The organism is Priestia sp. RMT2NF4, from assembly GCF_047872835.1.
In the GTDB taxonomy this organism is placed as follows: Bacteria; Bacillota; Bacilli; order Bacillales; family Bacillaceae_H; genus Priestia; species Priestia zanthoxyli.
Genome location: NZ_JBLQZO010000002.1, coordinates 769,998 through 782,948, shown reverse-complemented (window position 1 = coordinate 782,948; position 12,951 = coordinate 769,998). Strand labels below are relative to the sequence as shown.

Annotated in this window: 10 protein-coding genes; all 10 read left to right on the top strand. The window is 41.0% G+C overall.

The genetic code is table 11. The annotated features are described in order from the left end of the window. Positions 1–46 precede the first annotated feature (46 nt). The 10 genes from buk to ACMX9J_RS13125 all read left to right on the top strand — a co-directional run bounded on the left by buk (position 47) and on the right by ACMX9J_RS13125 (position 12,925). A complete protein-coding gene (gene buk / locus ACMX9J_RS13170) occupies positions 47–1,126 on the top strand; it encodes a butyrate kinase (RefSeq protein ID WP_372492011.1) in 1,080 nt (359 codons plus the stop codon). A gap of 28 nt (positions 1,127–1,154) precedes the next feature. Beyond that, a complete protein-coding gene (gene lpdA, locus ACMX9J_RS13165) occupies positions 1,155–2,576 on the top strand; it encodes a dihydrolipoyl dehydrogenase (RefSeq protein ID WP_028411580.1) in 1,422 nt (473 codons plus the stop codon). Positions 2,577–2,596: 20 nt separating this feature from the next. Beyond that, positions 2,597–3,589 (top strand): thiamine pyrophosphate-dependent dehydrogenase E1 component subunit alpha, encoded by a 993-nt coding sequence (locus ACMX9J_RS13160; RefSeq protein WP_014458261.1) that lies wholly within the window; start codon positions 2,597–2,599, stop codon positions 3,587–3,589. Positions 3,590–3,601: 12 nt separating this feature from the next. Then, positions 3,602–4,585: an alpha-ketoacid dehydrogenase subunit beta gene (locus ACMX9J_RS13155; RefSeq protein ID WP_013084975.1), complete on the top strand. Its 984-nt coding sequence runs from the start codon at positions 3,602–3,604 to the stop codon at positions 4,583–4,585. Between the two features lie 15 nt (positions 4,586–4,600). Then, positions 4,601–5,860 carry a dihydrolipoamide acetyltransferase family protein gene (locus ACMX9J_RS13150; protein WP_033579716.1) on the top strand — a complete coding sequence of 420 codons (1,260 nt, stop codon included), beginning with the start codon at positions 4,601–4,603 and terminating at the stop codon, positions 5,858–5,860. A gap of 157 nt (positions 5,861–6,017) precedes the next feature. Further along, positions 6,018–8,054, top strand: a complete 2,037-nt coding sequence (locus tag ACMX9J_RS13145; RefSeq protein ID WP_033579717.1) for a methylmalonyl-CoA mutase family protein — start codon at positions 6,018–6,020, stop codon at positions 8,052–8,054. Further along, on the top strand, positions 8,047–10,197 hold the full coding sequence (scpA, locus tag ACMX9J_RS13140; RefSeq protein WP_048019778.1) for a methylmalonyl-CoA mutase: 2,151 nt from the start codon (positions 8,047–8,049) through the stop codon (positions 10,195–10,197). The genes ACMX9J_RS13145 and scpA overlap by 8 nt, the downstream gene beginning before the upstream one ends. Positions 10,198–10,213: 16 nt before the next feature. Beyond that, positions 10,214–11,209, top strand: a complete 996-nt coding sequence (gene meaB, locus ACMX9J_RS13135; RefSeq protein ID WP_028411576.1) for a methylmalonyl Co-A mutase-associated GTPase MeaB — start codon at positions 10,214–10,216, stop codon at positions 11,207–11,209. Between the two features lie 193 nt (positions 11,210–11,402). After that, the gene (locus tag ACMX9J_RS13130) at positions 11,403–11,840 is read left to right on the top strand and encodes a BrxA/BrxB family bacilliredoxin (protein WP_028411575.1); all 438 of its coding nucleotides are present in this window, start codon (positions 11,403–11,405) and stop codon (positions 11,838–11,840) included. Positions 11,841–12,121: 281 nt separating this feature from the next. After that, entirely contained in the window at positions 12,122–12,925 is an 804-nt protein-coding gene (locus ACMX9J_RS13125; RefSeq protein WP_026106695.1) for a transporter substrate-binding domain-containing protein, read from the top strand. Positions 12,926–12,951 lie beyond the last annotated feature (26 nt).

Sequence of the window (12,951 nt, the reverse complement as noted above, 5' to 3'; positions counted from 1 at the left end):
AGCCTTCGTTTATGAGAATGATAAGGTAGGAGGACATGTGTTGGATATGCACGAATATCGAATGCTGATAATAAATCCGGGTTCAACGTCCACAAAAATTGGCGTGTTTCACAACGATAAACCAATTTTTGATCGAACAATCCGCTACGATTCACAGCAAATGAATCAGTTTGAGACGATATATGCACAGTATGAGTTCCGTAAAAACTCGATTTTAGAGGCACTTGATGAAGAAGGGATTAATTTATCTAAATTAAGTGCAGTATGTGGAAGAGGAGGGCTTTTACGCCCGATTGAAGGCGGCACATACGAAGTAAATCAAGCCATGCTCAAAGATTTAAAAGACGGTTATGCCGGCCATCATGCTTCAAATTTAGGCGGGATTTTAGCGTTTGAGATTGCATCTGGATTAAATATTCCAGCATACATTGTTGATCCAGTGGTGGTAGATGAGCTAAGTGACATCGCTCGTATCTCAGGAACTCCTTTTATGGAAAGGAAAAGCATCTTTCATGCGCTGAATCAAAAATCGGTGGCTCGAAAAGTGGCCAAAGAAATGAATAGCACATACGAACAAATGAACGTTATTGTTACCCATATGGGCGGGGGCATTACGGTTGGAGTTCACAAGTGCGGAAAAGTAATTGATGTGAACAATGGCCTGCACGGCGACGGTCCTTTTAGTCCAGAGCGCGCTGGCGGTGTACCGGTTGGTGAATTAGTTCGTCTTTGCTTTTCAGGTCAGTATTACCGCGAGGAGATTATGAAAATGCTTGTAGGAAAAGGCGGACTTGTCGGTTATTTGGGCACATCTGACGTGCAGAAAGTCGAAGCGCTAGTGAAAAATGGAAACGAAAAAGCTAAGCTTATCTACGAAGCAATGGCTTATCAAATTTCGAAGGAAATTGGAGCTGCCAGTACGGTATTGCATGGAAAAGTAGATGCCATTATTCTAACGGGAGGCATTGCTTATTCAAAAGCGTTTGTTGAGCTGATTATTAATCATGTAAAGTGGATTGCAGATGTCATTGTTTATCCTGGAGAAAATGAGCTTCAAGCGCTAGCTGAAGGGGCTCTCCGAGTGCTTACAGGTGAAGAAGAAGTAAAGGAATATAAAGGCGCTTAATAGCGTTTGCAGAAAGGTGTGAAGCAGTGTGGCAAAAGAATATGATTTGGTCATTCTCGGCGGTGGAACCGGAGGGTACGTAGCAGCTATTCGTGCCTCTCAGTTAGGTCTATCGGTAGCGGTTGTGGAAAAAAATAAGTTAGGCGGCACATGCCTGCACGCAGGGTGTATCCCAAGCAAAGCTTTACTAAGAAGTGCAGAAGTCTATCAAACGGCTAAGAAAAGCAGTGAATTTGGCGTAGAAACGTCCAATGTACTATTGAACTATGCTCGTGTACAAGAACGAAAGTCAGAAATTGTTTCACAGTTACATAATGGTGTCAAACAGCTAATGAAAAAAGGTAAAATTGACGTATATGAAGGAATTGGACGTATTTTAGGACCTTCTATTTTTTCTCCTATGCCAGGAACCATCTCCGTTGAATTAAAAAGCGGTGAAGAAAACGAAATGCTTATTCCAAAGAATGTAATTGTCGCAACAGGGTCTCGCCCTAGAACATTACCTGGTTTAACAATCGATGGAGAGAAAGTAATCACTTCAGATGAAGCATTAAAGATGGAAACACTTCCTGCTTCTATTATTATTGTGGGAGGCGGCGTCATTGGAATTGAATGGGCGTCAATGCTCACAGATTTTGATGTTGATGTAACGGTTGTTGAATACAGCGATCGAATTTTACCAACAGAAGATCAAGATATCTCCCGTGAAATGACGAAGCTTTTAAAAGCAAAAGGAGTTACCATTATTACTTCTGCTAAAGTAATGGCTGATACACTGTCTGTTGGTGGTCAGGTGAAAATTTCTGCTCAAGTAGGAGACGATATGCAAGAATATGAAGCAGAAAAGCTGCTTGTATCTGTAGGGCGTCAAGCGAATGTCGAAGGAATTGGTCTCGAGAATACCGATATTGTAGTAGAAAACGGTGTGATTGCCACAAATGATTTTTATCAAACGAAAGAATCTCATATCTACGCAATTGGAGATGTGATTGGCGGACTGCAGCTTGCACATGTAGCTTCTCACGAAGGAATCGTAGCTGTTGAGCATTTACACGGTGACAAGCCTTTGAAGATTGATTACACAACAATTTCTAAATGCGTATACAGCAGCCCGGAGGCAGCAAGTGTAGGATTAACAGAACAAGAAGCAAAACAGCAAGGATTTCAGCTGAAGGTTGGAAAGTTTCCGTTTAAGGCCGTTGGAAAAGCTCTTGTATATGGAGAGGCAGAGGGATTTGTTAAAATTATTGCCGATGCCGACACAAATGATGTTCTTGGTGTGCATATGATTGGACCTCACGTGACGGATATGATTTCTGAAGCGGGTCTTGCAAAGGTATTGGATGCTACACCATGGGAAATTGCTCATACCATTCATCCTCATCCTAGCCTTTCAGAAGCGATGGGAGAAGCTTCATTAGCTGTAGATGGAAAAGCGATTCATTTTTGATGATTAAAGGAGGTTTAAACATGACAAAAAACCGTCATGAATCATTAGGATTAACTGATGAACAAGTACTTGAAATGTACCGCACTATGCTGCTTGCACGAAAAATTGATGAGCGTATGTGGCTATTAAACCGTGCAGGGAAGGTGCCTTTTGTTATTTCATGTCAAGGTCAAGAAGCCGCTCAAGTTGGCGCAGCTTTTGCCTTAAACAGAGAGAATGATTACATATTACCTTATTACCGCGATCTGGGTGTTGTGCTGGCATTTGGAATGACTGCGCGCGATTTAATGCTTTCTGGGTTTGCTAAAGCAGAAGATCCAAACTCAGGAGGTCGTCAAATGCCAGGTCACTTTGGCCATAAGGAAAAGCGAATTGTAACAGGATCTTCTCCCGTTACAACACAGGTGCCTCATGCAGTAGGAATCGCTTTAGCAGGACGGTTGGAGAAAAAAGACTTAGTCACGTTTGTCACGTTTGGAGAAGGATCTTCTAACCAAGGAGATTTCCATGAAGGCGCGAACTTTGCAGGTGTTCATAAGCTTCCTGTTATCTTTATGTGTGAAAATAACAAGTATGCGATTTCTGTTCCGGTTGAAAAGCAGCTAGGGTGCGCAAAAGTATCTGATCGTGCGATTGGATATGGTATGCCAGGCTACACAATTGATGGAAACGATGTCCTTGAAGTATATCGAGTGGTAAAAGAAGCAAGAGATCGTGCATCCAGAGGAGAAGGGCCTACTCTTATTGAAACTGTTTCAGAGCGTTTGACTGCCCATTCAAGTGATGACGATGATCGTGCATATCGCGGCGCAGAAGAATTGTCTGAAGCTAAAAAGAGTGATCCGCTTGCGTACTTTGCGGCTTATTTAAAAGAAGTTAACGTGTTAACCGATGAACGAGAAAAACAAATGCTTGATGATATTATGAACATCGTTAATGATGCAACAGATTATGCTGAAAACGCTCCTTATGCAGAAGCGGAATCGGCTTTAAAATACGTGTACGGTGAGTAAGGAGGAGAATATATGCCGGTTATTTCATATATTGATGCAGTAACAATGGCCATTCGTGAAGAAATGGAAAGAGATTCCCGCGTGTTTGTATTAGGAGAAGACGTAGGGAAAAAAGGCGGCGTATTTAAAGCAACCAACGGACTGTACGAACAGTTCGGAGAAGAAAGAGTCATTGACACACCTCTTGCAGAGTCCGCCATTGCGGGGGTAGGAATCGGAGCGGCAATGTACGGCATGCGTCCAATTGCTGAAATGCAGTTTGCTGATTTTATTATGCCTGCAGTCAATCAAATTGTGTCAGAAGCAGCAAAAATTCGCTATCGTTCTAATAATGATTGGAGTTGTCCAATTACAATTCGAGCTCCTTACGGCGGCGGAGTTCACGGTGCTCTTTATCATTCTCAATCTGTTGAAGCACTCTTTGCCAATACGCCAGGGTTAAAGATTGTGATGCCTTCTACGCCTTATGATGTAAAAGGATTATTAAAAGCAGCTATTCGTGATGATGACCCAGTTCTTTTCTTTGAGCATAAGCGTGCGTACCGTTTGATTAAAGGAGAAGTCCCTGAAGATGATTATGTACTGCCGATTGGCAAAGCAGATGTAAAGAGAGAAGGAGACGACATCACGGTTATTACATATGGTCTTTGTGTACACTTTGCTCTTCAAGCTGCTGAAAAACTAGAAGCAGACGGTATTTCAGCACACATCTTAGATTTAAGAACGGTCTATCCGCTTGATAAAGAAGCTATTATTGAAGCAGCCTCTAAAACAGGTAAGGTCCTGCTTTTAACGGAAGACAACAAAGAAGGCAGCATTATGAGCGAAGTAGCAGCTATTATTGCTGAACACTGCTTATTTGATTTAGATGCGCCAATTCAGCGCCTTGCTGGCCCTGATGTTCCAGCTATGCCGTATGCACCAACAATGGAAAAATATTTTATGGTGAATCCAGATAAAGTAGAAAAAGCAATGAGAGAATTAGCTCAATTTTAAAAGGAGTTGTATCAATTGGCTATTGAAAAAATTACGATGCCGCAGCTCGGTGAAAGTGTAACAGAAGGTACAATTAGCAAATGGCTCGTTTCTGTTGGAGATCACGTAAATAAGTACGACCCGTTAGCTGAAGTCATGACGGATAAAGTAAATGCTGAAGTGCCTTCTTCTTTTAGTGGAACAATTAAAGAGTTAATTGCAGGTGAAGATGATACTTTACCCGTGGGAGAAGTGATTTGTTTAATTGAAGTAGAAGGAACTGTACCTCAAAAAGAACAGAAAACGTCTGATAAGACTGTAGAAGAATCAGCGCCAAAAACAGCGGACAGTCAATCCAATAAAAGCCGATACTCTCCAGCTGTTATGCGTCTGTCACAAGAACATAATATTAATTTAGATACCGTGACAGGAACAGGAGCGGGCGGCCGCATTACGAGAAAAGATATTTTAGCTGTTATCGAAAAAGGCGGAGCTGCTGAAGTGAAAGAAACACCTGCATCAACAGTTCAGCCAGAAGCACCCGTAGCGGCAGCTGCTCCGAAAACGAAGCAACCCGCGCCGGTTGTGTCTGCAGCCGGAGATCAAGAAATCCCTGTTTCAGGCGTGCGTAAAGCTATTGCAGCAAATATGCTTCGCAGTAAACACGAAATTCCGCATGCATGGACAATGGTTGAAGTTGATGTAACGAACTTAGTTTCTTATCGTGATGCATTAAAGACGGAGTTCAAACAAAAAGAAGGTTTTAACTTAACTTATTTTGCGTTCTTCGTAAAAGCAGTGGCTCAGGCTTTAAAAGAATTCCCTCAAATGAATTCAATGTGGGCAGGAGACCGTATTGTTCAGAAAAAAGATATTAATGTATCTATTGCTGTTGCAACAGACGATGCTTTATTTGTGCCGGTTATTAAACAAGCCGATGAAAAGACAATCAAAGGCATTGCGCGTGAAATTACAGAGCTTGCGCAAAAAGTTCGTACGGGTTCATTGAAGTCTGAAGACATGCAGGGCGGAACGTTTACTGTTAACAACACAGGCTCATTTGGTTCCGTGCAATCAATGGGGATTATTAATTACCCGCAAGCGGCTATTTTACAAGTAGAATCTATTGTAAAACGTCCGGTTATTATTGATAACATGATTGCTGTTCGAGATATGGTTAACTTATGTTTATCACTTGATCACCGCGTGTTGGACGGCTTGGTGTGCGGCAGGTTCTTGGCAAGAGTTAAAGAGATTTTAGAATCTACGTCTAAAGAGAATACGTCCGTCTATTAAAAAAAGCAAATGGAGCTTTCTCCATTTGCTTTTTTATTTTGAAGCAATGATTGAACAATTTGTAAAAGATGTATTAAAATAAAAGAAGAATCATCAAACTTCAAAGTGTAATCATCTAGGTCTAGCAGGCAGCTATTAACTGTAAAGGGGCATGGAAATGAAAACAAATACATTATCATTTCATGAATTTACACGTACACCTAAAGAAGATTGGGCACAGGAAGTTAGCAAAAACACCGCGCTCCGCTCAAAAGAAACGTTAGAAAACATCTTTTTGAAACCGCTTTATTTTGAAAGTGATACGGCACATTTAGACTACTTGCAGCAGAGTCCGGCGGGAATAGATTGTTTAAGAGGAGCCGGTAAAGAATCATACATACTAGGGGAATGGGAAATCACCCAAAAAATCGACTTACCTTCTATTAAAGAAAGCAATAAACTTCTTTTACACAGTTTGAGAAATGGACAAAATACGGCCGCTTTTACGTGCAGTGAAGCAATGAGGCAAGGAAAAGACGTTGATGAAGCAACTGAAGCTGAAGTAGCCTCAGGCGCTACAATTTCTACTTTAGAGGATGTTGCTCATTTGTTTCAGCATGTAGCTCTTGAAGCTGTGCCTTTATTTTTAAATACGGGATGTACATCCGTTCCACTTCTTTCGTTTCTAAAAGCATACTGTGTTGATCATAACTTTGATATGAGACAGCTAACAGGTACGGTTGGAATGGATCCGCTCGGCACTCTTGCTGAATACGGGAGAGTTCCACTTTCTACTCGAGATTTATACGATCATTTAGCTTACGCAACGCGTTTGGCTCACAGTAATGTTCCAGAGCTCAAAACGATCATTGTATCAAGCATTCCTTACCATAACAGCGGTGCAAACGCTGTTCAAGAACTAGCTTATATGCTTGCTACAGGAGTGCAGTATATTGATGAATGCATGAAACGCGGTCTGTCCTTACATCAAGTTTTACCTCACATGACCTTTTCTTTTTCAGTTAGCTCACATTTATTTATGGAAATATCAAAACTTCGTGCTTTTCGCATGCTCTGGGCAAATGTGGTTCGTGCTTTTGATGACACGGCCGTTTCAGTGCCGTTTATTCATACGGAAACGTCACGTCTTACACAGTCTAAAGAAGATATGTATACAAATGCATTAAGGAGCACGGTTCAAGCGTTTGCTTCTATTGTAGGAGGAGCGGATAGTCTGCATATTGAACCATATGATTCCGTTACATCCTCATCTTCTCAGTTCGCTCATCGCCTTTCCCGTAATACTCACTTAATTTTGCAGCACGAAACACATATATCAAAAGTAATGGATCCTGCCGGAGGCTCTTGGTACGTTGAAGCTTACACACATGAATTAATGACAAAAGCTTGGGAGTTATTTGGCAACATTGAAGACCACGGCGGAATGGAAGAAGCTTTAAAACAAGGGCGAATTCAAGATGAAGTTGAACAAATGAGAGTAAAAAGACAAGGAGATATAGAGTGCCGAATTGAGCGCTTGATCGGAGTCACACACTATGCTCCTAAGCAACACGCTGCATCTGAAGAGATAAAAAGCACTCTGTCTAAAAAAGAAGAAAGAAAAATGAATAAATACAGTGACCAGAACACTTCGGAATTTTTATCAAATCTTTCGCTAGAGGACTATACAAAGCTAGCATCTAAAGGGGTAACAGCAGGGTGGATGCTAAAACAAATGGCGAAGCAGTCACAGCCAGACAGTGTTGTGCCGCTCACTAAGTGGAGAGCAGCAGAGAAGTTTGAAAAAATACGGGTTTATACAAAGGGAATGAGCATTGGCATTATGGAGCTCGCCGATCCTAGCAGCCATAAAAAAGCTGAGATTGCCCGGTCTTTATTTGAAAGCGCAGGCTTTGCGTGTGAAACAATTAAAAACATAGATTCCTACGTCGAGATAGCAGATTGGATGAATGAACAAAAGCACGAAGCATATGTAATCTGTGGAAGTGATGAACTCGTGGAAAAGCTCTTAACAAAAGCGATGACTTATTTTGAGGAAGATTCCGTTTATGTGTACGTAGTAGGGGAAGAACACGTATCACGCAAAACGCAGTGGCAGCAAAAAGGTGTAATGAGCGTCATACATCCTAAGACAAATGTTATTCAATGCGTTAAGAAGTTATTATGTGCTTTGGAGGTAGAAGTTCATGTATAAAAAGCCTTCTTTTTCTAATATTCCATTATCATTTTCAAAGCAGCAAAGGGAAGAGGACGTGACTCAAAGTTCATTCACTGCTTTTCAAACAAATGAACAAATTGAATTAAAATCATTATATACAAAAAAAGACAGAGATGACCTCGACTTTATTCACTTTGCACCTGGTATTCCACCGTTTGTGAGAGGACCGTATGCAACGATGTATGTGAATCGGCCTTGGACGATTAGACAGTATGCAGGATACTCAACGGCGGAGGAAAGCAATGCCTTTTACCGCCGAAACCTAGCTGCTGGACAGAAAGGGCTGTCTGTTGCTTTTGACCTAGCTACCCACCGCGGCTATGACTCTGATCATCCAAGAGTTGTTGGAGATGTAGGGAAAGCAGGAGTGGCAATTGATTCAATGATTGATATGAAGCAGCTGTTTGAAGGGATTCCGCTTGATCAAATGTCCGTGTCGATGACGATGAACGGGGCGGTTCTTCCTATTTTAGCTTTCTACATCGTAACAGCTGAAGAACAAGGAGTAAAAAAAGAAAAGCTGGCTGGAACGATTCAAAACGATATTTTAAAAGAATATATGGTGCGCAATACGTATATTTATCCTCCTGAAATGTCCATGCGAATCATTGCGGATATTTTTAAATATACAGCGGAGCATATGCCGAAATTTAACAGTATTAGTATATCAGGCTATCATATGCAAGAAGCAGGCGCTCCAGCAGACTTAGAGCTTGCTTATACGCTTGCAGATGGACTTGAATATGTACGAACCGGCTTGAAAGCAGGAATTTCAATTGACGCGTTTGCACCGAGACTATCCTTTTTCTGGGCAATTGGAATGAACTACTTTATGGAAGTAGCGAAAATGAGAGCGGGGAGGCTGCTGTGGGCAAAACTCATGAAACAGTTTGAGCCGGACAACCCTAAATCACTCGCTCTTAGAACGCATTCTCAAACGTCCGGATGGAGCTTAACCGAGCAGGATCCATTTAATAATGTTATTAGAACATGCGTCGAAGCTCTGGCTGCAGTGTCAGGACATACGCAATCGCTTCATACAAACGCACTGGATGAAGCGATTGCTCTTCCGACTGATTTTTCAGCTAGAATTGCTCGAAATACGCAGCTTTATTTGCAAAATGAAACGGAGATTTGTTCCGTCATTGACCCTTGGGGAGGCTCTTATTATGTGGAATCATTAACGAATGAATTAATGATAAAAGCGTGGAAGCACCTTGAAGAAATAGAACAGCTCGGCGGAATGACAAAAGCAATAGAAGCAGGCGTACCTAAAATGAAGATAGAAGAAGCTGCTGCGCGCAGACAAGCAAGAATAGACTCGCAGGTAGAAATTATTGTAGGTGTGAATCAGTTTCAGCCGGAGCAAGAAGAACCGCTTGATATTCTTGATATTGATAACACAGCAGTTCGAATGAAGCAGCTGGAAAAGCTAAAGAAAATACGCAGTGAACGTAACGAACAAGCGGTACTCGAAGCGCTTAATCGACTGACCACTTGTGCCAAAACAGGCGAAGGGAATCTCCTTGCTTTTGCGGTTGAAGCTGCAAGAGCTAGAGCTACACTAGGTGAAATTTCAGAAGCCATTGAGAAAGTGGCTGGAAGACATCAGGCTACTTCTAAGTCAGTCAGCGGGGTATACAGTGCGGAGTTTGCGCATCGAGATCAAATCGAAGAAGTTCGAAAGCTCACGGCTGAATTTTTAGAGGAAGAAGGAAGACGCCCAAGGATTTTAGTGGCGAAAATGGGGCAAGACGGTCATGACAGAGGATCAAAAGTGATTTCAACAGCCTTTGCTGACCTTGGATTTGATGTGGATATTGGCCCTTTATTTCAAACGCCTGAAGAGACAGCAAGGCAAGCTGTAGAAAACGACGTACATGTGATTGGCATAAGCTCTTTGGCAGCCGGGCATAAAACGTTACTGCCGCAGCTTGTTGATGAGTTAAAGAAATTAGAGCGCGACGATATCGTTGTTATTGTCGGAGGCGTTATTCCTAAACAAGACTACTCATTTCTTTTAGAGCACGGCGCTTCTGCAATCTTTGGACCTGGAACAGTAATCCCAAAAGCGGCCGTTTCCGTCTTACATGAAATAAAGAAACGGTTAGAAGAATAGTTGGTGAAGACAATTGGTGAAATTAAAAACGGTACAAGATTATAAACAAGGGCTGCTTGAAGGGAAAAGAACAGCGTTAGCTCAAGCCATTACTTTAATTGAAAGTAAAGCGCTGAAGCATAAAGCAATAGCACAACAGCTGATTAAAGAAATCTATCCCCATACGGGGCATTCAGTGCGCATTGGTTTTACAGGCGTACCAGGAGCAGGAAAAAGTACGCTGATTGACAAATTTGGATCGTATCTATGCAAAAATGGCCATTCCGTTGCAGTTTTAGCAGTCGATCCAAGCAGTACCTTGTCTGGAGGAAGTATTTTAGGAGATAAAACCAGAATGGAGCTGCTTGCCAAACAAGAGAACGCTTTTGTCCGTCCTTCACCTTCTCAAGGAACGCTTGGAGGTGTTCATCTTAAAACGAGAGAAGCCATTTTTCTTTGTGAAGCGGCTGGGTATAACATCATATTTGTCGAAACGATGGGTGTTGGCCAAGGTGAAATGATTGTAAAAGAGATGGTAGACTTCTTTGTTTTGCTTGCTTTAACCGGAGCAGGAGATGATTTGCAAGGAATTAAAAAAGGGCTGCTTGAATGGGTTAATTTAATTTGTGTAAATAAAGCAGACGGGGATAACCGGCTAAAAGCAGAAGTGACTGCAAAAGAATACAAAAGTGTCATCGGTTTTCTTCACGGTCATTCCGGAGGGTGGAAACCACAGGTCATCACAACTTCTGCTTATGAAGAAGCGTCGTTTCAACATTTATGGCAGATAATTTGTGACTATAAGGAATGGATGAATAAAAAAGATCTGTTTTATGCAGTAAGACAAAAGCAAATGAAGGCATGGTTGCAAGCAAGTGTTAATGAATATTTACAAGAATCATTTTATGAACATCCTTTAGTTAAGCAAACATTAGGGGATGTTGAAAAACAAATGATGACCGGAGATGCCACAATGGCTGAAGCTCTCCAACACTTGATTAAAATCTATCAGCAGGCGATGAAAGAAATGTAAAAAAGGATCCTGCATTTTATGCGGATCCTTCTACACTAGGGAGTTAAGAGTATGGTTTTCTAGCTGTAAAAACAGTATCACCATTTCTTTTCTTGTTTAATCTTGATTACCAAGAAAAAATGAGTCAAAGCAATCGCCTTTTTAGTTTTCGTTTGCTATGATAAAGGATAGATAGCAAAAGGGAGGTATGAAAATGAATATCGATTTTAACTTGTTTATGAACGACGTTGTTCGTCAGGCCCGTAAAGAAATTACAGCTGCTGGTTATACAGAATTAACGACGGCTGAAGCCGTAGATGAAACGTTTAAACAGCCTGGCACAACGCTTGTAATGGTGAATTCAGTTTGCGGTTGTGCAGGAGGTATTGCAAGACCTGCTGCAGCGCACGCTGTACATTATGATAAACGTCCAACAAACTTGGTTACAGTATTTGCTGGGCAAGATAAAGAAGCAACTGCGCGTGCACGCGAATACTTTGAAGGTTATCCACCTTCATCTCCATCTTTCGCTTTATTAAAAGACGGAAAAATTATCACAATGGTAGAGCGTCACGAAATTGAAGGCCATGAGCCAATGTCAGTTGTGATGAAGCTGCAAGAAGCGTTCGAACAGAACTGTGAAGAAGTGTAAGAGAGAAGCCGTTTTGAACGGCTTCTTTTTTTATGCATTTTTTTACCCGTCTGTATGCAGGCTTTCTAATGAGTGGAAAATGTTGAGAAAAGGTATTTTCAAATAGTGAAACTTATATTTAAAAAAGATATTGCATATTTATAATGTTGTGTTAAAATACATTTATATGAATATATATTTAAATTTCGACATTTACTTGCAATAGTAAAAAACTTATTTCATAATATTATTAATTTTTAAAAAATAATGTAAGGAATAAACTAGGGGGAACGAAGATGAAATTGAAAAAGTGGTTATCGGTAACGGCAATTGGTCTCTTAACAGCAGGCGTTTTAGCTGCATGCGGAGCAGGAGAAGGAACGTCTAATGGCGGAGCAAGCAGCGACGACAAAGATAAAAAAGTACTTGTAATGGGAACATCAGCAGATTACCCACCATTTGAATATATTGATACGGCAAAAGGTGATAGTGAAGCAATCGGATTTGACGTGGATTTAGCAAAAACAATCGGTAAAAAGTTAGGCTATGACGTACAGGTAAAGGATATGGAATTTGGCGGATTAATTCCAGCTTTACAATCTAATAAAGTCGATTTAGTTTTAGCCGGTATGACGCCAACTGAAAAGCGTAAAAAGAACGTGGACTTCTCAGATGTATACTACGAAGCAAAAAACATGATTGTATCGAAGAAAGATGCGCCAATTAAAAACGCAGAAGAACTAAAAGGAAAAACAGTCGGTGTACAAACTTCTTCTATTCAAGCAGACGAAGCAAAAGAAATTGCAAAAGAAGTTGACGGAGTAAATGTAACAACGCGTGACCGTATTCCAGAACTAATTCAAGAAATGAAATCAAATCGTATCGATGCAGCGATTATTGAAGATACAGTAGCGAAAGGGTATGTGAACAAAGACAAAAGCTTGCAAATGTCTGATACAGGACGTCCCGATTCAAGTAAAGGATCAGCAATCGCATTTCCTAAAGACAGCAAGCTAACGAATGACTTTAACCGTGAATTAAAGAAAATGAAAGAAAACGGTGAATTGGATAAATTAATCGTTAAGTGGTTTGACGACCAAAAATAAGAATGATAGTTAGAGAGGAATGGAAC

Excerpts from the sequence above, each read along its gene's own strand:
- buk (WP_372492011.1), top strand. The coding sequence starts at position 47 with ATGCACGAATATCGAATGCTGATAATAAATCCGGGTTCAACGTCCACA.
- ACMX9J_RS13160 (WP_014458261.1), top strand. The coding sequence starts at position 2,597 with ATGACAAAAAACCGTCATGAATCATTAGGATTAACTGATGAACAAGTA.
- ACMX9J_RS13155 (WP_013084975.1), top strand. The coding sequence starts at position 3,602 with ATGCCGGTTATTTCATATATTGATGCAGTAACAATGGCCATTCGTGAA.
- ACMX9J_RS13145 (WP_033579717.1), top strand. The coding sequence starts at position 6,018 with ATGAAAACAAATACATTATCATTTCATGAATTTACACGTACACCTAAA.
- scpA (WP_048019778.1), top strand. The coding sequence starts at position 8,047 with ATGTATAAAAAGCCTTCTTTTTCTAATATTCCATTATCATTTTCAAAG.
- ACMX9J_RS13130 (WP_028411575.1), top strand. The coding sequence starts at position 11,403 with ATGAATATCGATTTTAACTTGTTTATGAACGACGTTGTTCGTCAGGCC.